This is a genomic window from Pseudoduganella albidiflava, assembly GCF_004322755.1.
GTDB classification, from domain to species: Bacteria; Pseudomonadota; Gammaproteobacteria; order Burkholderiales; family Burkholderiaceae_D; genus Rugamonas; species Rugamonas albidiflava.
On the sequence record NZ_CP036401.1, the window covers coordinates 3,832,133 to 3,856,017 of the forward strand.

Consider the following 23,885-nt stretch of genomic DNA (forward strand, 5'->3'; position numbering starts at 1 on the left):
TTTAGCCAGGCGGCGCCTTACAGCGCGGCCACCTTGGCATCCTTCTTGTTGTCCTGCGCCTTGGCCACTTCCGCATCCATCGGCACGAGTTGCGGGGTGACGGGCGCGCCGGGGCGCACGCGCTGCAGGCCGTTGACGACGATCTTCTCGTTGACCTTCAGGCCTTCCTTCACGACGCGCAAGCCGTCGACGGTGGGGCCCAGTTTCACGGCGCGGTATTCGGCCTTGTTGTCGGCGCCCACCACGAACACGAACTTGCGGTTCTGGTCGGTGCCCACGGCGCGGTCGTTGATCAGCACCGCATTGCGGATGGCGCTGCCGCCGCCCAGCTGCACGCGGGCGAACAGGCCCGGCACCAGGGCGCGGTCCTTGTTGTCGAACGTGGCGCGCATGCGCACGGAGCCGGTCTGGGTGTCGAGCTGGTTGTCGACGAATTCCAGCTTGCCTTCGTGCGGGAAGCCTTCCTCGTTGGCCAGGCCCACTTTCACGAGCACCGGCTCGCCCTTGTGGTTTTGCGCGCCCACGCGCAGGTAGGTGTCCTCGTCGCCATCGAAGCTGGCGTAGATCTTGTCCATCGACACGACGGACGTCAGCACGGCGGAGGCATCGACCAGGTTGCCCAGCGTGATCTCGGCCTTCGACACGCGGCCATCGATCGGCGACGTCACGCGGGTGTACGACAGGTTCAGCTTGGCCGCTTCGGACTGGGCCTGCGCGGCGCGGGCGCTGGCTTCCAGTTCCTTCTGGCTTGATGCGCGCTCGTCGAATTCGCGCTGCGCGATGGCCTTGTCGGCCAGCAGGCGCTCGGCGCGGGTCAGTTCCAGGCGGGCCAGCTCGGCACGGGCGCGGGCCGATGCGGCGGCGGCCGCGGCACGATCGGCTTCCGCCTGGTACGGGCGGGGATCGATCACGAACAGCACGTCGCCCTTCTTCACTTCGCTGCCCGGCTTGAAGTTCACGGCGGTGATGAAGCCGGAAACGCGCGAGCGGATTTCCACCCGGTCGATGGCTTCCAGGCGGCCGGAGAACTCCTGGGTTTCCGCCACCGGCTTTTCAATCACCAGCGCTGCGGAGATGGGCGGGCCGCCGGCGGCCGCGGGTGCCTCGGCCGTCTTGCCGGTGGCATCTTCGCAGCCGGCCAGCGTGATCGCCAGGCCGGCAGCTGCCAGCGCCAGCACGATCGGTCGCGCAAATGCGGACAATGGTTTCGTGTTTTTCATTGTTAACCCCTTTTTGTATGAAAAATAGTAATAACCTAGCGTCACCGCCGTTCACTCGCCAAAGTTGGAGCAAAAGCGGGCCCACCACGCTCTTCAGCGCGTTTTTACTGAATTTTTACTGATTTTTACTGTTAGTTACTGGAAATTGATCATTTCACTATATCGCCAGCCCGACGATAAGTAAACGTTTTTATTTATATATCCTTCAGGCTGGTGGGGTCTCCGTCCCATCGACACCGCGGATGAACGCGGCAATTTCAGTCAACGCAAAGACACAGGCGCAGTCGTTTCGCCCGCCCGGCTGTTCGAGCGGTGGCGGCGGCAGCCGTTTGACCGTAGTGGTGATGCCGCACTTGATCAGTTTTGCCCCGTATTGTTCAGCCTCGTCGCGCAATGGGTCGTCCTCGGCCGACAGGATCAAGGCCGGCGGCAAGTTCTTCAGCCGCGACGACTGCAGTGGCGACGCATACGGGTGGCTGCGGTCCGCGGCGTTCGGCAGATAGCCGCGGTAGCCGGCGGCGCAGGTGTCGGCCACCTTGTCGGCGATGGCCGCCTTGTCGCGGCAGACCGGCATTTCACGCATCGAGCAGGTGGACAGCGCCGGGTCGAGCATCGGCATGATCAGCACCTGCCCGGCCAGCGGCGGGCCGCCCCGGTCGCGCGACATCAGCGAGACCACGGCGGCCAGGTTGGCACCCGCCTCGATGCCGGCCACCACCAGGCGCTTGCCGTTCCACGACAGTTTCGACTTGTTCTTCTTGGCCCACAGCAGCAGGGCATGGGCATCTTCCACGGCGGCAGGGAAAGGCTTCACGGACGCCAGCGTGTAGCCGGCCGACAGCGCCACCTGGGCGCGGTCCGCGCTGACCAGGTGCGCCAGGAAATCGTCCGCCTCGTCGATCGAGCCGCCCACGAAGCCGCCGCCATGGAAGAACACCACCAGCGTATCGCGCTTCGTGGCCGGCACCCCGGCCAGGTAGAGGCGCGCCGGCAGCGGGCCTTCGGCGCCGGACACCTCCATGTCGCGCCGCACCAGATCGGCGGCCACCGGCACGATGCCCTGCATGTTGCTCATCGCGCCACCGCCTGCGGCGCATCGGCCAGCATGGCGCCGGTGCCGGCGCCGGAACGGACCTCGGCCATCAGCGCATGCAGGCCGCGCGCCTCGGCGCTCGCCGCCTGCGAGTAGGCGTCGGTGCTGACGATGCCGGCCATGGCCAGCGCATACAGGGCGATTGCCACGATGACGAGGATGTTCCGGAGTTCCATGATGAGCCTTTCGTTGACCTTGCCGCCGCGGATGCGCGGCGGATGTTTCTTTGATGCAGTGCAGTAATGATAGGCTTGAACTACAATCTGATAAATACGGGATTGACGAATTGATTGTTCATGGATCCGAACAATGACAGTTTCGTGACGGGTGCGCACCCCGATACTTGCCTTGCAATGGAATTGGCGTCTTGGAGGCGAATCGTGAATAAATTACAGGCGATGGAAGTGTTCGTGCAGGTCGTGGATGCGGGCGGGTTTTCGCGCGCGGCCGACCTCATGCAGTTGCCCAAAGCCACTGTCTCTACCCTGATCCAGCAGCTGGAAACATCACTTTCAGTCAAGTTGCTGCACCGGACCACGCGCCAGGTGAGCGTGACGGCCGACGGCGCCGCCTACTACGAACGCTGCCTGCGCATCCTGTCCGACGTGAAGGATGCGGAAGAATCGCTGTCGCGCACCCGCCTGTCGCCCAGCGGCCGGCTGCGGGTGGAGTCGCCGACCGGGCTGGCCAGCGAGATCCTGGTGCCCGCCCTGCCCGCGTTCTTCGAGCGCTACCCGGACATCCAGCTGGAACTGGGCAGCTCGGACCGCCCGGTGGACCTGATCGAGGAAGGCGTCGACTGCGCGGTGCGCGGCGGCGCGCTGGGCGACTCCACGCTGATCGCACGGCGCATCGGCATCATCCATTTCGTCACCTGCGCTGCGCCGGCGTACCTGGCGAAGTACGGCGCGCCGCAGCACCCGCGCGAGCTGGAACGGCATCGCTGCGTGAACTATTTTTCGGCCAAGACGGGCAAGATCTATGACTGGGACTTCACCAAGGACGGCGAACGCATCCAGATCCCGATGCCCGGCGTGATCGCGCTGAACGACTCGAACGCGTACATCCAGGCGGGCCTGGCCGGCCTGGGCGTCATCCAGATGACCGATTACCTGCTGCTGGAGCACGTGCGCACCGGGCGCATGGTGCAACTGCTGTCCGACTGGACGACCGATCCGCTGCCGGTCCACATCGTGTATCCGCAGAACCGCCACCTGTCCGCCAAGGTGCGCGTGTTCGTCGAGTGGGTCGCCGAACTGTTTGCCAACCACCCGGGCATGCGCGTGCGCAGTCCCGCCCATCCATTACAGGAGGCCGCTTGAATTCCGTTGCATCCCATTCCATCGTTTTCCTCGACCGCGACAGCGTGATCGCCGACGTGCGCCGCCCCGCCTTCGACCACGCCTGGGCCGAATACCCCGCCAGCACCGGGGCCGAGGCGGCCGAAAGGCTGGCCGATGCGACGATCGCCATCACGAACAAGGTGCCTTTGCGCGCGGACACGCTGGCGCGGCTGCCGAAGCTGCGAATGATCGCGGTGGCCGCCACGGGCACCGACATCGTCGACCTGGCCGCCGCGCGCGAACGGGGCATCGTGGTGTCGAACATCCGCGGCTACGCCTTCGCGGCGGTGCCGGAACACACCTTCGCGCTGATCCTGGCGCTGCGCCGCAACCTGGTCGCCTATCGCGCCGACGTCGAAGCGGGCAAATGGGAGGCGGCGCCGCGCTTCTGCCTGTTCGACCACCCGATCCGCGACCTGCATGGCAGCCGCCTTGGCCTGTTCGGCTACGGCGCCCTGGGCAGGCAGGTCGCGCAGATCGGCCGCGCGTTCGGCATGGAAATCGCCGTGCACACGCGCACGCCGGTGCAGGATGCGAACGTGGTCAACGTGGACTTCGACGAACTGCTGGCGACGTCGGACGTGCTGTCACTGCATGCGCCGCTCACCGATGCCACCCGCAACATGATCGGCGCCGCGGAACTGGCGCGCATGAAGCCGACGTCGCTGCTGATCAATACCGCCCGCGGCGGCCTGGTCGACGAAGCGGCGCTGGCCGATGCGCTGGCGCGCGGCGTGATCGCCGGTGCCGGCTTCGACGTGCTGACGCAGGAACCGCCCGTGCCCGGCAACCCGTTGCTGCGCCTCCGGCTGCCGAATTTCATCCTCACGCCACACAACGCCTGGGCCAGCCACGAGGCGATGCAGGGCCTGGCGGACCAGCTGACCGGCAATATCGAAGCGTTCGCGCGGGGCGAACCGGTTAACCGGGTGGCTTGACGGCACCGTGCGCGCCAGCGCGCCCATGCCGGCGCCGGCCCGCGGTGCCGATGATGGGATGAAATGCCCGGCCGGCGGGTTCGCCGGCCATGGTGCGGCCCGGGTGCCGCGCCTACAATCGTTCCCGAACCAATCATCCTCGGGAGCCTCATGACCATCACCCGCCGTACCCTGCTGCTCGCGGCCGCCGCCGCACCGTTCGCGCCTTCGCTCGCGCTGTCCGCCCCCACCGGTTTTTCCGACGTCGAGCGCGACTTGCGTGGCCGCCTCGGCGTGGCCGTCATCGACACCGCCACCGGCAAGACCACCGGCCACCGCCTGGGTGAACGCTTCCCCATGTGCAGCACGTTCAAGGCCGTCCTGGCTGCCCAGGCGCTGGCGCGCGAGGCCCGCGAACCGGGCTTCCTCGCTCGCCGCCTGCGTTATGCAAAGGCCGACCTGGTGTCCCATTCGCCCATCACCGGCAAGCATGTCGACACCGGCATGACGGTGGCGGACCTGTGCGCGGCCACCGTGCAATACAGCGACAACACCGCCGCCAACGCGCTGATGAAGGAACTGGGCGGCCCGGCCGGCCTGACGGCGTTCATGCGCGGCCTCGGCGACACGCAGTTCCGCCTGGACCGGTGGGAAACCGAACTCAATACCGCCATCCCGGGCGATGACCGGGACACGACGACGCCGTGGGCGATGGCGCGCACGCTGGAAAAACTGGTGATCGGCGATGCCCTGCCGGCGCCGCAGCGGCAGCAGCTGAAGGACTGGCTGCTGGGCAATACCACCGGCGGCAAGCGCATCCGCGCCGCGGTGCCGGCCGGCTGGCAGGTGGGCGACAAGACCGGCACGGGCGCGTATGGCGTGACGAACGATATCGGCATCGTCTACCCGCCCGGCCGCGCACCGCTGGTGGTCGTGATCTTCACGCACCTGGCGGAGAAGGATGGCGATAACCGCGACGATATTGTGGTTGCCGCGGCGCGGGGCGCGCTGGGGCTGGGGGCCTGAGGGAACCCGGTGGAACGGTCCTGATATGTCCTGAATGCAACAAAATGCTATACTGGGTCATTGCGACCGCTGCCATCGGCAAGCAGCGACGGGTCTTGCGGACATCTGTATGGAAGCTGAAACTGCACTTACGCGAGCGATCGGCGATGGCAATATCCAGCAGGCTGAAGCACTGTTGGGCCTTGGGGCCGACGCGAATGAACCCAACAGGCTTGGCGAGTCGCCGCTGATGATTGCTGCTGCGCTCGACGACGTGTGTGCCCTCGAACTGCTGGTCGCACATGGGGCCGACGTCAATCGGGCTTATCACCATGGATTTACTGCTCTACACATCGCTGTCGATGCTTCCATTGATAACACGATACAGCGTGGCGGATCGCCCGGGGATGAGGCAACGGCGGCTATTCAATGGCTGCTGACCCACGGCGCGGATACCGGCGCGAAGACACACCAGGGTGACACGGCGTGCGATATCGCTCGAGCATACAACGCTACATCAGTGGTGGTACTCATGCTTCAAGGTGGCGATCGCTGCAGGCCTGAATCGGATTGCCGCTTGCTTGCTTGAAACAGTCGAGCGCAATTGCGCATCCCATCAGTCGGTGAATCGATCAGGTTGAGCACGGCCAACCTGAGAACGCGTTCCCCGACATCTCGCCCCTCGAGCGAGTTTGCCTTGCCACAGCAAATAGTCCCCCTATAGTGAACTGATATAAGCGAACTGGCCCGATGCGATCTGCCGTGGGTGCGGCCAACGACCCGCTGACCGATGCCGTGGCCACTCGCGCAAATGGCACACTCGACGCGTCCTGTGACCGCTTCGACCTGACGCGGGGCGGACATCCCGATCTTCACGAACAGCTTCGACATGCGTGCCGCCACGCCGGCGGTTGAAAGGAGAACAGGCATGGACAACCAACCAAAAATCGAGCTGCGGCCCGAGCGGCACTATGTGGGAACCCGACAGGTCATGGCCATGCGCGACTTCGACCGGGAAATCCCCGCGATGCTGGCCACCGTGTCCAAATGGCTGGACTCCCACCATGTGCGCCCGGCGAGCCGGCCCTTCCTGCGCTTCCACGTCATCGACATGCCGGAACGCATGGACGTGGAGCTCGGCATTCCGACGGAGCATGCGCAGAACGCCGCGGGCGAGGTGGAAAGCCAGGTGCTGCCGGCTGGTCGTTACGCCACGGCGGTGTACACAGGGGTGGAGAACGGCGTGGAGGCCAACACGCAGCTGCTCGACTGGATCGCCGCGCAGGGAGAGCAGCCCATCGCCCACGTATCGGAGAACGGCGAGGTGTTCCAGGCGAGGTACGAAACCTTCCTGACCGATACCGAAGCCGAGCCGGACCAGCGCCGATGGTCGTTCGAAGTGGCCATCCAGGTGCGCGGCTGAGCGTACGCACGCTGCCGCAGCCACCGCGCGAGAGAGCGGCATCGACCGGGATGGCAATGCACGGAATCCGGGAACCAGGGCTACCGACGAAAAAAAAGGACCGGATTGCTCCGGTCCCTTCTTCACATCTGGTGCGGCTGGCAGGAATCGAACCCACGACCCCTTGGTTCGTAGCCAAGTACTCTATCCAGCTGAGCTACAGCCGCAAAAACTTCCAACTAAAACTTCTTACTTCCCGCCAGGCGACCCTTGCGGCGTGACGGACTTTCATCCATCGGCAAAACTGGTGCGGCTGGCAGGAATCGAACCCACGACCCCTTGGTTCGTAGCCAAGTACTCTATCCAGCTGAGCTACAGCCGCAAAACTTCTCACTAAACTACTTCCGCAAGGAGACCCCTGCGAAACGACGGACTTCCATCCATCGGTAAAACTGGTGCGGCTGGCAGGAATCGAACCCACGACCCCTTGGTTCGTAGCCAAGTACTCTATCCAGCTGAGCTACAGCCGCAAAAAACGCTTCAACTTCTACAATGCATATTCTTACTGCATTATAACAACCGGCGCAACGCCAAGCGCACGCCTGCTGTGATCTTCTTTTACTTCTCCCGCCGGCCTTCCGGCCGACGGTACAAAAATCTGGTGCGGCTGGCAGGAATCGAACCCACGACCCCTTGGTTCGTAGCCAAGTACTCTATCCAGCTGAGCTACAGCCGCAATTTACTGCACCGGCATTTTACACAACTCATTACGGTTGGGAAAGCTTGATTTTTCGTACAGTGCATTTTCGTACAATGCTCTCGTACGACGCTCGCTTTCCACGTGCCGCAATGGCCTGGTCTTCCGCCGCCCTTCGCAGCGTTCGTTGCGAAGGAGGCAGGATTATAGGGAGAAGTTTTCCATTTGTCCAGCGCCAGGCAGGGCCGCCCCCGGCGGCGGTTTGGTGTAGCATGCCTCCACTTCACCACACAACCATGGAGACCCCTGCATGATTGCCTGCGCCACGAACAACCTGTCCTCGCTGGAAGTCGACTGGTCCCGTACCGACGTGGGCCATCCGGACGGCTGGCCGGTGACACTGCGCGTGGCGGCCGACCTCATGCTGAACTCGCCGCTGCCCACGCTGGTGATGTGGGGACGGCAGCAGGTGATGCTGCTCAATGGCGCCTATACGGCATTGTCCGGCCTGCCCACGCAACCGCCCGGTGGCCGCATCCCGGCGATGCAGCCATCCGCCTGGAGCTGGAACCCGGGTGCGCTGGAACAGGCCTGGCAGGGCGAGTCGCTGGCCTTCCCCGGCCAGGCGCTCCAGATGTGGCGCGCCGATGGCGTCAGCGAGCAGCGCTTCGACCTGTACTACACGCCGCTGCGCGATGGCGACGGCGCCGTGCTCGGCGTGCTGTGCACGCTGGCACCGCCCAGCGCGGCGGCCGCGCCGGCTGCATCGCGCGCACTGAAGATGCTGGTCGTGGAAGACAATCTCGATGCGCAATACCTGGTCTGCGAAATGCTGCGCGCCATCGGCCACGAAGTCGACGCGGTGGCCGATGGCGAGCGCGCGCTGCAATACATCGACGAGCATGAGTACGACGTGCTGTTTACCGATGTCAGCCTGCCCGGCATCTCCGGGGTCGAGGCTGCCCGCCGCGCCGTGGCGCTGCGGCCGGGCCTGCATGTGATCTTTGCTTCCGGCTACAGCGGCACGCTGACGCAGCAACTCGAGTTCCCCGCCGACGCGATCCAGAAACCGTACGATATCGAACAGCTGCAAGCCATCCTTGAACGTATTCCACGGACCTGACCGGCACCGCGCCGATGGGCCAACGGTGCGGGCACAAGGCGGAGCACAGCGCTACAATCCGCAGCGGCGCCCGCACGGGCGGCCGGCAAAACCAATCCTCCTGAACCATCCACGATGATCCTCGCCAACGGCGCTGCCCCTTCCGAAGCCGACCTCCTGCGCGCCATGCTGGATGCGCAGGAAGAGTTGCGCCGCACCCGCGCCTGGACAAGCGACGTGCTGGACAGCATTGCCGACGGACTGGCCATCGTCGACCGGGACTGGACGATCACCTACATCAACGCCCGCGCCGCAGGATTGCTGGGTACCGCCGAGGGTACCACTGAAGATAACAATGAAGGTACCACTGAAGGTACCACTGAGCGCACCGCCAACCTTGCCGGCCGCGACCTGTGGCAGGCCTTCCCCGGCTTGCCCGGCACCGCGCTGGAGACCTGGCTGCGCCAGGCCATGGCCGACCGCACTGCCGCCGCCTGCGAGCTGTTCCACGCGCCCTGCCGCCGCTGGCTGGAGGTGCGGGTATCGCCGTCGCCGCAGGGACTGACGTGCACGCTGCTCGATATCGACGGGCGCAAGCGCGATGAACGGGCACTGCGCGAAAGCAGCAACCGCCTGCAGGTGGCCATGGCCGCCGGCCGGCTGGGCGACTGGACCTGGGATGCCGCCACCGACATCGTCACGCTGGGCCGCCGCGCCGCCGAGATTTTCGAACTGCCCGAGGGCACGCCGATCAGCTGGCAGGCCCTGCAGGAACGCATCGTGCCGGAAGACCGCGCCGCCGCACGGCAGGTATTTGTCGATGCCTACCTGGCCCAGCGCGACTTCGATATCGAATGCCGCGTCGAGGCCGGTAACGGCACGGGCGGCACGCCGCGCTGGCTGTCCGTGGTCGGCCACGGCAATTACGGCGAGGGCGACCGCCTGCTCGGCATGACCGGCATGGTGCAGGACATCACGGCACGCCGCGCCGCCGAAGAGGCCCTGAAGGACAGCGAAGAGCAGTTGCGCGCGCTGGCCGATTCGATCCCGCAACTGGCCTGGATCGCCCACCACGATGGCCGCATGACCTGGTATAACCGCCGCTGGTTCGAATACACGGGCCTGACGAGCGACGCCCTGCGCGGCGACGCCTGGAGCCAGGTCTACGACCCCGAGTGCATCCCGGCGATGACGCAGCACTGGAAGCGGGCCATCGAATCGGGCCGGCCGTTTGAAATGGAATTCCCGATCCGCGGCGTGGACGGCGAATACCGCTGGTTCCTGACCCGCGCCAACCCGGTGCGCGGCGCGGACGGCCGCACGCTGCGCTGGTTCGGCACCAGCACCGACGTCGACCAGGTCAAGCGCGCGCAGGAAGCGCTGCGCGATGAAACGGCCGTGCTGGAACTGCTGAACAGTACCGGCAACGCGCTGGCCCGGCACCGCGACCTGCAGCCGCTGCTGCAGGAAGTCACCGATGCCGCCACGCGGATCAGCGGCGCGCGCTTCGGCGCCTTCATCTACAAGGGCGCGCGCGATGCCGCGGCCGGGGAAACGGAGGACGAAGGCCACGGCAGCGATGCGCTCACGCCATTCACCCTGTCCGGCCGGGTGCCGCCGCTGTTCGACAACCTGACGCGGAGCCATGCGGCCGCGCTGTTCGGCGACACGCTGCGCGGCACGGCGATCACCCGCTGCGGCGACCTGCTGCGCCACCCGGAATGCGCACCGGCGCTGCCGGCCGAACTGGCGGCGCTGTTGCGCAGCTACCTGGCGGCGCCTGTGATGTCGCGCGACGGCAGCGTCATCGGCACGCTGCTGTTCGGCCACCCGGAACCGGCCATGTTCAGCGAGCGCACCGAACGGATCATCGGCGGCATCGCCGCCCAGGCCGGCGTGGCGATCGACAATGCACGCCTGAACGAAGCGGCGCGCCGGGCCGCCGAGGAACGCATCGCCTTGCTCGACAGCGAACGCAGCGCCCGCGCCGAGGCCGAGCGCACCAGCCAGATGAAGGATGAATTCCTCGCCACGCTGTCGCACGAACTGCGCACGCCGCTGACGGCGATCCTCGGCTGGTCGCAGGTCTTGCGGCGCGGCGGGCGCGGCGAGGCGGACCTGCAGAAAGGCTTGCAGACCATCGAGCGCAATGCCCGCGCCCAGGCCCAGCTGATCGAGGACTTGCTGGACATGAGCCGCATCATGTCGGGCAAGGTGCTGCTGGACATCGAGGCGATCCCTCCCGCCGCCGTCGCCGAAGCGGCGATCGAAACCGTGCGGCCGGCGGCGGCGGCCAGGAAGGTGCGTATCGAGCGGGACTTCCAGCCTTGCGGGCTGGTGGCGGCGGACGCCGGCCGCCTGCAGCAGGTGATCTGGAACCTGCTGTCGAACGCGATCAAGTTCACGCCGCAGGATGGCACGGTGCGGATCGGCGTGCGCGAAGTGGATGGGCAGGCCGAACTGGTGGTGGCCGACACCGGCATCGGCATCGGCGCCGGCTTCCTGGCCCACGTGTTCGAGCATTTCCGCCAGGCCGATGCCTCGTCCACGCGGCGCCACGGCGGGCTCGGGCTGGGCCTGTCGATCGTCAAGCACCTGGTCGAGCAGCATGGCGGCACCGTGGCGGCGGACAGCGCCGGCGAAGGCCGCGGCGCCACCTTCACCGTGCGGCTGCCGCTGGCGGCGCGCGTGCCCGGCGCCGAACGCCCTGCCCGCCCCGCGCCGCCCAGCGGCCTGCCCGATGGCGAACCGCGCGACCCGGTCGCCGATGACTTGCGCGACCTGGGCGGCCTGCGCGTCCTGATCGTCGACGATGAACCGGACACGCGCGAGCTGATCAAGCGCGTGCTGTCGGACTGCAATGCCGATGTCGTCACCGCCGACAGCGCGTCGGCGGCCCTGTCGCTGCTGCCGCGCTGGATTCCCGACCTGCTGCTGTCCGATATCGGCATGCCGGAAATGGATGGCTTCGAACTGCTGGCCCGGGTGCGCGCACTGGGCCCGGATGCGGGCGGCAACGTCCCCGCCATCGCCCTCACCGCGTTCGCCCGTTCCGAAGACCGGCTGCGCACGCTCGCGGCCGGTTTCACCGACCACATCGCCAAGCCGGTGGAGCCGCCGGAGCTGGTAGCGGCGGTGGCGCTGGCGGCTGCCCGGCGCCGCGGCCTGTCCTCCTGATCCATATGCATTTTTCGCATATGTACAACTGAAGTGTGCGCATGCCACACGTTTGCTCAAGAAAATACTCGATATGTATTAAGTAATTTATAATCCAGAAAATGTGTCCTACCGCATGACGCGGCAAATTCCTACAAGAAACATGTCGGGGGTTTGCTACACTGCGAAGGGTGAAAATTCTTCCTCAGGATAAGAATTTTCCTTTACGTGCGCCGCAGCAAATTCTTCGGCGCTACACTGAGTTTTCTGCCCGGCCGAAAAATTGCCGGAGCCCAGTATTGCGAGACAATTATGCCCAGCCCGGATGAGATCCTGAATGCCAAGATACTGGTCGTAGATGACTGCGCGGATAACGTCGATCTCATGCTCGAGATCCTCCGCGAAGCCGGCTACGCCAACGTCACGGCCACCATGTTGCCCGACCAGGTGTGCGCCCTGCACCGGCAACACAACTACGATCTGATCCTGCTGGACCTGCAGATGCCGGGGCTGAACGGCTTCCAGGTCATGAAGGGCCTGAAGGAAATCGAACAGGAAGGCTACCTGCCCGTGCTGGCGCTGACGGCCCAGCCGAGCTTCAAGATCGCCGCGCTGGAAGCGGGTGCGCGCGACTTCATCAGCAAGCCGTTCGACCTGCTCGAAGTGCACAAGCGCATCCATAACATGCTGGAAGTGCGCCTGCTCTACAAGGAACTGGCGCAGTACAGCAAGCGCCAGCAGGAACTGGCACTGCACGATCCGCTGACGGGCCTGCCGAACCGCCGCCTGCTGGAAGACCGCATCGAGACCACCGTCCAGCACGCCCTGCGCCACCAGCGCAAGGCGGCCGTGATGTATCTCGACCTCGACGGTTTCAAGCCCATCAACGATACCCACGGCCACGCGTACGGCGACGAGATCCTGAAACTGGTCGCCCAGCGGCTGGTCGGCTCCTCGCGCAAGGAAGACACCGTGGCGCGGGTGGGCGGCGACGAATTCGTCATCGTGCTGGGCGACGTGAGCGGCCTGAACGACGCGCGCGAACCGGCATCGAAACTGATCGACGTCGTGTCCGAACCCTACCAGGTCAACGGCGTCACGCTGCGCCTGTCCACGTCGATCGGCATCGCGCTGTTCCCGGACGATGCGGAATCGGTGGGCGACCTGATCCATGCGGCCGACAACGCCCTGTACGATGCCAAGCGCTCCGGCAAGAACCGCGTATGCTCGGCGCCGGGCAGCACGGCGCTGGCCGCCGCCGCCGCGCCGCCGCACCAGCACAAGATCGTGGCGACGACGGTATAAGCCGCCCCGGACGGTGCGGCTGATCGACGGCATACGCCTCTGGCATCTAGCCGTTTCGGCAGTCCTCGGCAGTATTCCGACCCGGCCGCAAGCCCTACAAACGAAAATAGCCAAGCGCAAATAGCCGCCTGCTTCCGAGAACGGAAACAGGCGGCTGTCGTCCAGGCATGGCGAAACCAGCCGGGGTAGCGGCCCGCCATTGGCGGGCGGGGCGGAATTTACTGGGCGGTTTCCTTCTCGCGGCCGGTGGCCGTGCATTCCTCGACCTTGTTGGCGTGCTGGTGATCGGAATGCGCATCCACCTTGTCCGGCGAGACCTCGATGCGGGTGATGCCGGCATCGACCGAGATCGGATCGCTGGCGGGGAACGTCATTTCGACAGCGTCGTCGAGCAGTTCTTCCTTGGCTTTTTCCTGCGGCAGCATCTGCTCCTCGGCCGCCAGGGTGGCGATGGCGGAGGCCCACTTGATGAAATTCAGGTTGGCCAGCTCGCGCACGGTGGTCACACCGAAGGCTTGCTGCAGGGCCTGGGCGCCCTCGTCACCGACACCGTTCAGCGCGCTGATCGGCGCATCGGCCAGTTCGCGGAAGCATTTGCCCAGATAATCTTTACCGACGACGGTATCGATATTCATGATCGTATCCTTTCGTTTTTTGATTGCTCATTCAGTGCTTTCACTATTGCATGCCATCCTGGCCATGTATGTGCGCAATCGAACAATTCGGCGTCCGTCCTGTTGCCCGCAGGACTTTTGACAGCGCGAGGGGCTGTTGTTATGATCGACCAGATGTTTGTCTAACAGAATCAATTTCATCAGTGCATCCAACCAGTGCATTTCACCGAGTGCATTTCACCGAACCGTGCCGTGGCCAAAGTAGACAAACCAAAAATCCTCGTCGTGAATGACGACGCCAACAGCCTGTTCGCACTGACAAGCTTGCTGGCACAATGGGCCGACCAGGAATCCTATGAAGTCATTGCCGCGCGCAGTGGCGAGGAAGCGTTGCGGCAAGTGCTGATGCATGATTTCGCCGTCATCCTGCTCGACGTGAACATGCCCGGCATGGATGGTTTCGAGACGGCCGAGGCGATCCACCAGCGCGCCCGCTCGGCCAATATCCCGATCATCTTCATCACCGCCTTCGTGGCCGATGAACTCGATCGCCTGAAGGCCTACCAGAAAGGCGCGGCCGACTTCCTGTTCACCCCCGTGATCCCGCAGATCCTGCACGCCAAGATTTCCGTCTTCGTGGCGCTGGCCATGAAGAACGAGGAATTGAAGCGGCAGGCGCGCCAGCTGAACCAGCGCACCACCGATCTCATCAGCAGCAACCGGCGGCTCTTGCAGGAAATCGAGGAACGCAAGGTGGCCGAGCGGCAGAACCACGCCAAGGACGAGTTCCTGGCCATGCTGGGCCACGAGCTGCGCAATCCCCTGTCGGCGATCAGCAGCGCCGCCTCGCTGCTCGGGCTGCCGGCGGTGACGGGCGACGCGGCGGTCCGCGCCAAGAAGATCATCCAGCGCCAGAGCCAGCACCTGGGCCGCATCGTCGATGACCTGCTCGACCTGTCGCGCGCGATGTCCGGCAAGATCCTGCTGAACCGGGCGCCGGTCGACGTGGCCGCGCTGGTCCGCAACTGCCTGGAAACCTACCGCACAACGGGCCGCACGGCCGACTACGAGGTGCACGTGGAACTGGAGAGCGGCTGGGTCGACGGCGACGTGACGCGGCTGGAACAGATCTTCTCGAATTTGCTCGACAACGCATTGAAGTACACCCCGCCCGGCGGCGCCATCGACGTGCTGCTGGAAGTGGATGAGGAAGACGTCGTGCTCACGGTGCACGACACCGGGGTGGGCATCAATGCCGAGCTGCTGCCGCACGTGTTCGACGTGTTCGTGCAGGGCACGAGCACGCTGGACCGGGCCCAGGGCGGGCTCGGCATCGGCCTGGCACTGGTGCGCCGCCTGGTCGAACTGCATGGCGGCGGCGTGGAAGCCGACAGCGCCGGCCCTGGAGAGGGCAGCACCTTCCTGATCCGCCTCCCGCGCACCGAACGAATCACTGAACCAACCTTGCAAATCATGGAAACAAACGAACAGGCCAAGCCCACCGTGCTGTTGATCGAAGATAACGACGACGGCCGCGAGATGATGGCGATGATGCTTTCCTGCTATGGCTACGAGGTGCGCCATGCGGCCGATGGCTTGCAGGGTCTCGACGTGGCGCGCGACTACCGCCCCGGCGTGGCGCTGGTCGATATCGGCTTGCCGGGCATCGACGGCTACGAGGTGGCACGCCGCCTGCGCGCCGATCCGGACATGCGGCACATCCGGCTCATCGCGCTGACCGGCTACGGGCTGGCGGAAGACCAGCGCCGCGTGCTGGACGCCGGCTTCGACATGCACCTCGTGAAACCGGTCGACATCGACAGCCTGATGAAGGCCATTGCCAGCCTGACCAGCGGCGAGGCCGCCGCGACCGCGCAGGCTGCGCCGGCCGCCCCGGCCGCGCTGCGGTCGTAGCGGTCGTCGCGGCCGGCGCCCCGGGCCGGGCCCGGGGCCGCGGGGTCAGGCCACCGGCTGGTTGGAATACACCACCTTGCCCGGCACGGGCATGGCGGGAATTTCCTCGATCTCGTCCTTGCGCGCCTGGATCTGTTCGCCCAGCGCCACGAGGTCCAGCTGCTTGCCATTGGCCGCTTCCTTGGCGGCCTTGAACATTTCCTGCTCCTCTTCCTTGACGTGGTGCTCGATGTACTCGCCCAGCACCTTCACCTTGGCGTCGTACAGGTCGTCGTGCGGGTCCATCGCGTGGATCTGCGCGATCAGGTCCTTCGCCGAAGCGTGCTCCACGGTTGCCTCGTCGATCATGTCGTCGGCATCCTCGGCCCCGGCGCGCATGGCCGGGTAGAAGATCTCTTCCTCGGCGATCGCGTGCTTCGTCAGTTCGAGGCAGATTTTCTCGGCCAGCTTCTGCTTGCTGGCGAACGCGCGGTCGCCCAGCTCTTCATACTGCTTGAACATCGCTTTCACTTCGTCATGATCCTGTTTCAACAGGGCGACGGCATCACGCGGCTTGGCTGTGGCACTCATGGCTGCTCCTTGTAATGGTTTGACAACGTGCAGGCAGTGTGCGCCCGCCCGCCGGCGCTGACTGTGCGACAACACACGATAATGCCGGTGCGACACATTAGAAAAACCTCAGGTATCATCCGCCCTGTCATATCGGCCCCCATACCAAGATCAATCATGCCTGATGAACTGAACGACGCCGGCGAGCGCGCCACCGAACTCTCCGACCTGCTGGGCCACGTGGTCAACAGCTGGGACAACGACCGCCGCGCGCTGGCGCGGCAGCTGCACGACAGCCTGGGGTCCTCGCTGACGGCGCTGACGATGCACCTGGGCCTGCTGACGGCCAAGCTGCCGCCGGACCAGCCGCTGCGCGACCGCGCGGCGCAGATGAAAAACCTGCTGCACACGATCATCGAGAACAACCGGCAGATGCAGCACAAGCTGTGGAACGACAAGCTTGAATTCCTCGGCATGAAGGTCGCGTTCTCGGAACTGGTCAGCCAGTTCGCCCAGCAATACGCGCTGACGGCCCGCTGCAGCCTGCCCGAGGAAGAGCCGGTGTGCCCGCGCGAATACGGCGTGGTGCTGCTGCGCGTGCTGGAACAGGGCTTGTCGAACGTGACCGCGCATTCCGGCGCCACCGAGGTCGACGTGGTGGTCGACGACAACGAGGACGAGATCATGTTGACGGTACGGGACAATGGCAAGGGCGGCGGCCGCGGCCTGGCGCCCGACACGCCGGCCGGCACCGGCCAGTACGGCCTGCGCCTGCTGCGCGAACGGGCCCGCCTGCTGGGCGGCGTGCTGACCCTGTCGACCCACCCCGACGGCGGCGCGGTGCTGTCCGTCGTGCTGCCGAAACCACCGGCGGCCTGACTTATCCGCGCCGCGTTCGCGGCGCGCCCTTCCCTGCACGACCTCCCCTGTACGACATCCCCTGACCTGGCTGCCGGCCCGGCGGCCGGCGCGCGCCCGTCGCTGGCCACGCGATCTCTCGCCGCGTCCCCCGATCTTTGATGCCGGTTCGTACGACTGTCTTTATTCTGAACCACTACCGATATAAACTCATTCATTCGGCTCTACTTTACACCCATGATTCGTACATGTGTAATTACTGGGTCATAAACGCTGGCTAACATCGCGGCTCTCGACATCAGCCAATCCTGGAAAGGAAGTTATGAACCGTGTGACAATCGGCGCCGCCCTGGCCCTGTGCGCCAGCCCCGCCCTGGCCATCAATATAGTGCTCGCCAACGACGATGGACTGACCAGCAACGTGAAGGCGCTGTATGAAGAGCTCCGCGCGGCCGGGCACTCCGTCATCGTCGCGGTGCCGTGCACCGGCCAGAGCGGCCGCAGTTCCGCCATCGTCATGTACAGCACGACCACCATCGTGGCCGACAACGACAGGACGCAGGTCGACGCGGAAGGCGGCTGCCACAACGGCGCCGCACCGCTGGGGGCGCCGGCGGTGGGCCCGTTCACCAAGGCCGGCTTTACGGGCGGCGACTACCACTACGTGCACGGCACGCCCGTCATGGCGCTGATGTACGGCCTCGACGTGCTGGCGCCGGCACGCTGGGGCAAGGCGCCGGACCTGGTGCTGTCCGGCCCGAACGAGGGCCAGAACGTCGGCAAGCTGGTGATCAATTCCGGCACGATCGGCAATGCGCAGTTCGCCGCCGGCCGGGGCATCCCGGCGATCGCCCTCAGCGCGGGCGCCAATACCGCCGATAACGCCGGCCTGGCCAACCCGGTGTCGCGCACCGTCGCCCAGCTGACCGGCAAGCTGATCGCCGCGTTGCAGGCCAAGGCCGGCAGCGCACCGCTGCTACCCGCCGGCATCGCGCTGAATGTCAATTTCCCGGACGCGCCATCCGCCGGCACGGGCTGGGCATTTGCGCGGCTGGGCAGCTACGATACCTACCGCCTGAAATTCAATACGGGGGCACCGTGGGGCCTGTCCGGCGCCGCGCCCGGTGCGCCGACCGCCGACCAGGCCGAGGATGAAGCGCTGGTGTACAAGAGCAAGGTTGCCGTCACCGCGATGCAGGTGGGCTACGAGCAGCGTCCCGCCGCCCAGCAGTGGCTGCGCCTGCGCCTTCGCGACCTGTTTGCCCAGTGAGCCGCGCCATGATCCATGCCATCACCCACGCCTCCATCGACCGGACCGGCGCCTCCCGCCTGCTGCCCGCCGCGCGCTCGACACTGCTGCTGCCACTGCTGCCGCTACTGTTGCTCAGCGCATGCGGCAGCAGCGATGACCAGCCCGAAGAACCCGCCCCGCCCGCGCTCACGGTGACCGAACTGGCGCCGGGCGCCTATGCGGTGGCCACCGGCGACGCGGCCAATCCCTCCAGCGGCACGTACTATGGCGGCGCGGACGGCAGCCGCCTGCTCGTGCTCGACGACAGCGCCGGCCAGGCCAGCGCCATGTACCGGCGCGACGGCAACGGCGGCTGGCAGGGCGCGCCGGGCAGCGCCGCGGGCACCACGGTGGAGCTGCTGAACAGCAACGCCATCCCGGCGGCCGCGCTGGCCGTCGCGCCTTTTGCCGGCAGCTATGCCGTGCGCCTCGCCGACCGGACGGTGGCGCTGTTCAGCGTGACCGCTGGCGGCGATCTCGTGGCGGGCGGCACCGCCTGCAAGCTGACCGGCAAGGTCGCGCCTTCGGTGCTGCCGAACGCGTTGAAGCTGACGCTCGCCACGGCGGGTTGCGGCGACTTGCCGGCGCAGTCGGACGGTTACCTGGTGGCCGACACGGACCATGCGCCGGCCGCCTTCCGCCTGGTGGCGCCCGGCAAGTCGGCGCCGGTCGATCTGTGGGCGTTCCGGGAATAGGTTTCCCGCCGCCAAGCCGGTGTGAGCGCCAAATGCCATTCAATTAGACCCACCCCAAGGGCAAATTCCGGGGTCAGACCCGCCGGGTCTGACCCCAGCTCTTCGCAGTCGGGGTGAATACGTGCGCTTTCAATGTGCCGGAGGACGCCTAACTTAGCGGCATTAGTGTCAGCCCCTGCCGCGCAGCCACTCGCCGGCGGCGCGGTAGGCCGCGGCAACGGCTTCGTCGGCCCCGGTGCCGGGCGGCAGGGTGTTCGTCAGCCCTGTCAGGCCCAGCGAAATCACCTGGGCGCATAGCGGATCGATGCCGCGCGCCTCCGGCAGGTACCTGGCGAACACGGTCGCCAGGTTGGCGCCGCGCCGGCCGCGCATGGTGCCGGTATGGCGCGCCAGCTCCGGCAGGCGGGCGGCGGCAAGGGCCACGGCGAAGCTGGCGCGCGCCAGGTCGAGCCGGGGACCGTCCGCCACGGTGCGCCGCCGCTGCAATTCCGCCAGGCTGTCGGCCTCCACCGCGGCGCGGATATGGCGGGCGATGTACGCCAGCCCCGCGATGACCAGGTCGCGCTGGGTGGGAAACCGGTAGCTGAGGGTGGTATGAGCGATGCCGATCGCGGCGGCGACGGCCCGGTGCGTCAAGCCATCGACGCCCCGCTCCGCCAGCTGCATGCCGCAGGCGCGCGCGGCCTGGGCCGCCCAGGCGGGCCCGCCTGCCTCGCCCAGCTTGCCCGCATCGCCGCCGAGGTCATGGCCGATGTCGTCGCGGCACAGCCGTTCGCGCAGCATGCCGAACAGGATGCCATCGGCGGCATCCGGCCCCGCCACCGCGCCGGCAAACAGGCGCTGCACGCCCAGCCGGCGCAACAACCGGTACGATGCGTCGCCATCGAGCGCCATGCCGTAGGCCAGCTCCGCGATCGCATAGCCATGCCACCAGCCGCATGCCAGCAGCGGCGCCGGCAACCCCGCCCGGCCGGCGAAATCATCCCAGAACGCGCGCCGCAGGCCGGCCCACCCGGCGAACCCCGGGCGCAGCGCAGCGTCCCAGGTGCACGCATGCAGGCATTCCAGGTACAGCACCGACAATCCGCGCCCGCTGGTCGACAGGTCGTCCAGGATCGCCTCGGCCAGGCTGGCGGCGACGCCCGGCGGCAAGGCGCCCAGCGCGGCCAGCATGGAGCGCCAGCCGTCGAGCAGCGCCGCATCGCGTTCGGCCGCCGCCCGGCAGATGGCCGCCAGGATGTCGGCGCGCCCGCCGTAGTGATTGGTCAGCACCGTGACCGACACCCCCAGCGTTTTCGCCAGGGGGCGCAGCGTCAGCCCGGCCAGTCCGCCGGCGTCGACGATGCGGCAGGCCGCGGCCAGCAGGTCTCCGGGCTGGGGCGTCTTGCGCCTGGACGGCGGTGCGGGGTGTGCGGCGGAGGTTGCGGCACTGTTTGCGGCGTCTGGTGCGGTGTCTGATGCGGCGACCGGCTCGATCAAGGGAAACTCGTGGCGTAATGGCTGACGGGCCGATTGTAGAGCATGGGCACGGGCACGGCGGGCAGCGCCGCGCCATGCCCCGGCCTCAATGCAGCTTGACCATCGGCGTGCTGCGCTTGATCAGGAAGCGCGCCAGCGCCAGCACGCCGGTGCGCAGCGTGCCCATGATCGCCTGGTGGTGCATCAGGTGCAGGCTGGCATACATCATCCGCGCGAAAAAGCCCTCGACGAACCAGTTCCTGCCCTGCAGCGAACCCATCAGGCTGCCGACCGAGGTCTGCTGGCCGAACGACACCAGCGAGCCGTAATCGCGGTACGCGTAGGGCTTGCCCAGCGGCGGCTGGCCGCGCTCGCGCCGCAGCAGCGCATCGAGCAGGTAATCGGCCTGCTGGTGCGCGGCCTGGGCGCGCGGCGGCACGGGCTTGCCATCGGCACCGATGCACAGCGCGCAATCGCCCAGAGCGTAGATGTCGGGAAAACCCTTCACCACCAGTTCGCCGGTCACATCGAGCTGGCCGCCCTTCACGGTCGGCAAGCCCAGGTTCTTCAGCAGGTCCGGCGCCTTGATGCCCGCCGCCCAGACCACGATGTCGGACGGGTAGACGTCGCCCTTCTGCACGGTGACCTGGTCCGCGTCGATCAGCGTCACGCGCGTATCGGTCAGCACGCGCACGCCCCGCTCGGCCAGCAAGCCCGCGGCGGCGGCGGACACGCGCTCCGGCAGCGGCGCGAGGATGCGCGGCGCGCCTTCGATGATGGTGATGCGCACGTCGCGCAGCGGCTTCAGGTCGCCGAAGCCGTACGCGGCATACACGCCGCTGGCCTCGCGCAGTTCGGCCGCCAGCTCCACGCCGGTGGCGCCGCCGCCGATGATGACGATGTCGACGCCCTGCCCGGCCTTTTCCGTGGCCGCCTTGGCCAGCAGTTTCAGCAGCGTGAGGCGGAAGCGTTCCGCATCCTCGGTGCCGTTCAATGAAATGGTATGTTCGGCGGCGCCCGGCACGCCGAAGTAGTTCGACGTGCTGCCCACCGCGAGCACCAGCGAGGCATACCCGATGGTGCGTGCCGGCAGCACGGTTTCCCCGGCCGGCGTCTCGATCGGCGACACCGTGATGGTGCGCGCCTGGGCATCGAGTGCTTCCAGCGCGCCGTACACGTAGGTAAAGCCGTTGTCATGCGCCAGCATCTGGTACGACAGGCCTTCGGCGTGGATGTCCAGCGTGCCGGCCGCCACCTCGTGCAGCGACGGTTTCCAGATGTGGTACAGCCGGCTGTCCACCAGCGTCACCTTGCCCGGCCCCAGCTTGCGGCCCAGCTTGCAGGCCAGTTCCAGGCCGCCCGCTCCGCCTCCCACGATCACGTATTTGCTCTGCAAACGGCTCTCCTCGCAATGTAAATGGAAGACATCGCTTGCCATTGTATGCGGGATGCCGAGCGCGCGTAGGTGCGCAGGCGAACTTAACCGTTGGAGAGCGCGGGCTGCCCGCCACAAGACGAGGGATGGCGTTATCCCAGCGGCGCTGCGGCCGCCAGCGCGGCCTGCAACTGCCCGATGGCGCCCTGCGCCTGCGCGATCACCTTGTCGGCGATGCGCTTGCGCACGCCGGCGATGCGGGCGGCCGCCTCGGCTTCCAGCATCAGCGGCGTCAGCAGGGCGCTGGCCGATTCGTAGAAGGCGCCGCCGATGCGGTCCAGCTGCGCCACGAAGCCCTGTTCTGCTTCCTTCAGGCGGCGCCGCAATTCTTCCTCGAACACGCGGCGCTTGTCGCGGATTTCCTCGCGCTTGCGCTTGTTCGTATCGGTGGCCCACTTGAACGCGGACGCCAGCAGCACGGCGCCGCCGACGAACGGCACCACCGGCGCCACCACCGGCACCACGACGGCCACGCCGAACAGATAGGCGGCGGTGCTGGTGCCGGCGGCCGCCACCGCGCTGCCCATCAGCGTGAGGTTGGCCGCCGTATCGACACTGTTGACGAGGCGCGTGCCGATGCGCAGCCGCGGCATGAGCCGGGCCAGCGCGGCATGGTGCTGGCGCTTGAACGCATCGGCCTGGGTGATCCGCATGTCGGCCTGGAACAGTTTCAAATCGTGATGCAGCAGGTCCAGCGCTTCCTGCTTGCGGCGCGCCACGCGGTCGAGCCGGTGTTCCATCTCGCGGGCGAACTGGTCGCGCGCAATGCCGGACCACACCTGTTCATCCTTCCATGGCTCGCTGTCGAGCCGCTCGGCGATCGCCACTTCGATCGCGTTGCCGGCATCGTGCACGGCGTCGTCGATGTCCTGCCACAGCATGCGGCGTTCGTAGGCGATGCGCGCATCCACCAGCGCCAGCCGCTGCAGCACCTGCTGGCGCAGCTGGTCCGCGGTGGCCGACAGGGCGCTGGCTTCCGCATCGCCCTGCAGCGGCAGCGCCGCCTTTTCCTGGTAGGTGGCGATGCCCTGCGCGATCGTGTCGACGGCGCCCTGCACCACGTCGCGCAACTGTTCCTGGGTCATCATGCCGCCGTTGAAGCCGCGCGCATGGTCGAGCAGCTCGACCTGGCCCGTGCTGCGGCCGAAATCGGCCACCGCGTCGACCAGTCCCCTGCCCCTGACCAGCTTGCGCGCCTGCGTGCCCAGATTGTTCAGCAGCCGGCGCTCTTCTTCCGGCGGCAAGCCGTAGTAATGGTCCGGCACCAGGCGGATGCCGAGCGCGCGCGCCGCCTTCACGGCCAGCGGGCGGGCACGCCTGCCCTGCAGCGCCAGCAGCGGTTTCATCATCGCGAACGCCGCTTCCCGCGCCGACGGTTCCACCGAACCACTGCTGCGCGACAGCGCATTGGCGGCCCAGTCGACCGTCACGCCCGACTCGATCGCGTTCAGCACCAGTGCGGTGAACACGGCCGATGCCTTGCCTTCGGCGGACAGGTCGGTCACCGCGGCGAACTGCGCCAGCGTCATCGCGCCGTCCTCGCCCACCGCCAGCGCGCCGAGCAGGCGCGCCAGCGCCGAGGCAAAGCTCTGGTCGGTGCACAAGTGCTCGTCGAGGGTGCGCAATTTCAGCGTGTATTCCGGCGCGGCGGGCGTGACTTGCGACGTTGCGGTGTGGTTCACGGCGGTCCCCTGGTGGTCTGCGATGCCTTTTGAACATTCTAGCGGAAGCCATCCACGCCCGGCACGCTTGCGCTGCGTCCGGCCCGCTGTTGAGTTTCCTTAAAGCACTGATGCTGTACGGCAATATGATGAACCTCTCGCCAATCCCT

The 23,885-nt window shown here is 66.6% G+C and carries 20 protein-coding genes and 4 tRNA genes; 12 read left to right on the forward strand and 12 right to left on the reverse strand.

Going from position 1 to position 23,885, the window contains the following annotated elements:
- Window positions 1–17 precede the first annotated feature (17 nt).
- The 3 genes from EYF70_RS15775 to EYF70_RS15785 form a co-directional block, all read right to left on the reverse strand.
- The gene (locus tag EYF70_RS15775; protein WP_131146266.1) at window positions 18–1,220 is read right to left on the reverse strand and encodes an efflux RND transporter periplasmic adaptor subunit; all 1,203 of its coding nucleotides are present in this window, start codon (window positions 1,218–1,220) and stop codon (window positions 18–20) included.
- A gap of 205 nt (window positions 1,221–1,425) precedes the next feature.
- Window positions 1,426–2,286, reverse strand: coding sequence for an alpha/beta hydrolase (locus tag EYF70_RS15780; RefSeq protein ID WP_131149129.1), 861 nt, complete (start codon window positions 2,284–2,286; stop codon window positions 1,426–1,428).
- Window positions 2,287–2,291: 5 nt separating this feature from the next.
- Window positions 2,292–2,489: a hypothetical protein gene (locus tag EYF70_RS15785; protein ID WP_131146267.1), complete on the reverse strand. Its 198-nt coding sequence runs from the start codon at window positions 2,487–2,489 to the stop codon at window positions 2,292–2,294.
- A 204-nt stretch (window positions 2,490–2,693) separates the two neighbouring features.
- On the opposite strand from EYF70_RS15785, the gene EYF70_RS15790 reads away from it, so the two are divergent.
- The 5 genes from EYF70_RS15790 (at window position 2,694) to EYF70_RS15810 (ending at window position 7,001) form a co-directional block, all read left to right on the forward strand.
- Entirely contained in the window at window positions 2,694–3,635 is a 942-nt protein-coding gene (locus EYF70_RS15790) for a LysR family transcriptional regulator (protein WP_218943679.1), read from the forward strand.
- The gene (locus EYF70_RS15795) at window positions 3,632–4,594 is read left to right on the forward strand and encodes a D-2-hydroxyacid dehydrogenase (RefSeq protein WP_131146268.1); all 963 of its coding nucleotides are present in this window, start codon (window positions 3,632–3,634) and stop codon (window positions 4,592–4,594) included. The genes EYF70_RS15790 and EYF70_RS15795 overlap by 4 nt, the downstream gene beginning before the upstream one ends.
- A gap of 150 nt (window positions 4,595–4,744) precedes the next feature.
- Window positions 4,745–5,599, forward strand: a complete 855-nt coding sequence (gene bla, locus EYF70_RS15800; protein ID WP_131146269.1) for a class A beta-lactamase — start codon at window positions 4,745–4,747, stop codon at window positions 5,597–5,599.
- Between the two features lie 109 nt (window positions 5,600–5,708).
- A complete protein-coding gene (locus tag EYF70_RS15805; protein ID WP_131146270.1) occupies window positions 5,709–6,167 on the forward strand; it encodes an ankyrin repeat domain-containing protein in 459 nt (152 codons plus the stop codon).
- 339 nt (window positions 6,168–6,506) lie between these two features.
- A complete protein-coding gene (locus EYF70_RS15810; protein WP_165497685.1) occupies window positions 6,507–7,001 on the forward strand; it encodes a GyrI-like domain-containing protein in 495 nt (164 codons plus the stop codon).
- Window positions 7,002–7,130: 129 nt separating this feature from the next.
- On the opposite strand, the gene EYF70_RS15815 is transcribed toward EYF70_RS15810, so the two are convergent.
- The 4 genes from EYF70_RS15815 to EYF70_RS15830 form a co-directional block, all read right to left on the reverse strand.
- Window positions 7,131–7,207: transfer RNA gene (locus EYF70_RS15815), tRNA-Arg, on the reverse strand.
- Window positions 7,208–7,285: 78 nt separating this feature from the next.
- Window positions 7,286–7,362: transfer RNA gene (locus tag EYF70_RS15820), tRNA-Arg, on the reverse strand.
- A gap of 71 nt (window positions 7,363–7,433) precedes the next feature.
- A tRNA-Arg gene (locus EYF70_RS15825) sits at window positions 7,434–7,510 on the reverse strand.
- 129 nt (window positions 7,511–7,639) lie between these two features.
- Window positions 7,640–7,716, reverse strand: a tRNA-Arg gene (locus EYF70_RS15830).
- A gap of 271 nt (window positions 7,717–7,987) precedes the next feature.
- Here EYF70_RS15830 and EYF70_RS15835 point away from each other — a divergent pair.
- From EYF70_RS15835 to EYF70_RS15845, 3 genes are all read left to right on the forward strand, one after another.
- Window positions 7,988–8,800, forward strand: coding sequence for a response regulator (locus EYF70_RS15835; protein ID WP_131146272.1), 813 nt, complete (start codon window positions 7,988–7,990; stop codon window positions 8,798–8,800).
- Window positions 8,801–8,914: 114 nt separating this feature from the next.
- Window positions 8,915–11,956, forward strand: a complete 3,042-nt coding sequence (locus tag EYF70_RS15840; protein WP_229420408.1) for a hybrid sensor histidine kinase/response regulator — start codon at window positions 8,915–8,917, stop codon at window positions 11,954–11,956.
- Window positions 11,957–12,247: 291 nt separating this feature from the next.
- Window positions 12,248–13,240 (forward strand): diguanylate cyclase domain-containing protein, encoded by a 993-nt coding sequence (locus EYF70_RS15845; RefSeq protein ID WP_131146273.1) that lies wholly within the window; start codon window positions 12,248–12,250, stop codon window positions 13,238–13,240.
- A 218-nt stretch (window positions 13,241–13,458) separates the two neighbouring features.
- On the opposite strand, the gene EYF70_RS15850 is transcribed toward EYF70_RS15845, so the two are convergent.
- Window positions 13,459–13,875: a hypothetical protein gene (locus EYF70_RS15850; protein ID WP_131146274.1), complete on the reverse strand. Its 417-nt coding sequence runs from the start codon at window positions 13,873–13,875 to the stop codon at window positions 13,459–13,461.
- 231 nt (window positions 13,876–14,106) lie between these two features.
- On the opposite strand from EYF70_RS15850, the gene EYF70_RS15855 reads away from it, so the two are divergent.
- Window positions 14,107–15,768, forward strand: coding sequence for a response regulator (locus EYF70_RS15855; RefSeq protein ID WP_131146275.1), 1,662 nt, complete (start codon window positions 14,107–14,109; stop codon window positions 15,766–15,768).
- Window positions 15,769–15,813: 45 nt separating this feature from the next.
- Here EYF70_RS15855 and EYF70_RS15860 read toward each other — a convergent pair whose 3' ends face one another.
- Window positions 15,814–16,338 carry a hemerythrin domain-containing protein gene (locus EYF70_RS15860; protein WP_131146276.1) on the reverse strand — a complete coding sequence of 175 codons (525 nt, stop codon included), beginning with the start codon at window positions 16,336–16,338 and terminating at the stop codon, window positions 15,814–15,816.
- Between the two features lie 156 nt (window positions 16,339–16,494).
- Here EYF70_RS15860 and EYF70_RS15865 point away from each other — a divergent pair, with 156 nt between their 5' ends.
- From EYF70_RS15865 to EYF70_RS15875, 3 genes are all read left to right on the forward strand, one after another.
- Window positions 16,495–17,196 (forward strand): sensor histidine kinase, encoded by a 702-nt coding sequence (locus EYF70_RS15865; RefSeq protein ID WP_131146277.1) that lies wholly within the window; start codon window positions 16,495–16,497, stop codon window positions 17,194–17,196.
- Between the two features lie 301 nt (window positions 17,197–17,497).
- Window positions 17,498–18,445: a 5'/3'-nucleotidase SurE gene (locus EYF70_RS15870; protein WP_131146278.1), complete on the forward strand. Its 948-nt coding sequence runs from the start codon at window positions 17,498–17,500 to the stop codon at window positions 18,443–18,445.
- Between the two features lie 8 nt (window positions 18,446–18,453).
- Entirely contained in the window at window positions 18,454–19,161 is a 708-nt protein-coding gene (locus EYF70_RS15875) for a hypothetical protein (RefSeq protein WP_131146279.1), read from the forward strand.
- A 168-nt stretch (window positions 19,162–19,329) separates the two neighbouring features.
- Here EYF70_RS15875 and EYF70_RS15880 read toward each other — a convergent pair whose 3' ends face one another.
- From EYF70_RS15880 to EYF70_RS15890, 3 genes are all read right to left on the reverse strand, one after another.
- Window positions 19,330–20,640, reverse strand: a complete 1,311-nt coding sequence (locus tag EYF70_RS15880; RefSeq protein ID WP_131146280.1) for a TetR/AcrR family transcriptional regulator — start codon at window positions 20,638–20,640, stop codon at window positions 19,330–19,332.
- Between the two features lie 85 nt (window positions 20,641–20,725).
- Window positions 20,726–22,015, reverse strand: coding sequence for an NAD(P)/FAD-dependent oxidoreductase (locus EYF70_RS15885; RefSeq protein ID WP_131146281.1), 1,290 nt, complete (start codon window positions 22,013–22,015; stop codon window positions 20,726–20,728).
- 131 nt (window positions 22,016–22,146) lie between these two features.
- Window positions 22,147–23,736, reverse strand: coding sequence for a hypothetical protein (locus EYF70_RS15890; RefSeq protein WP_131146282.1), 1,590 nt, complete (start codon window positions 23,734–23,736; stop codon window positions 22,147–22,149).
- Window positions 23,737–23,885 lie beyond the last annotated feature (149 nt).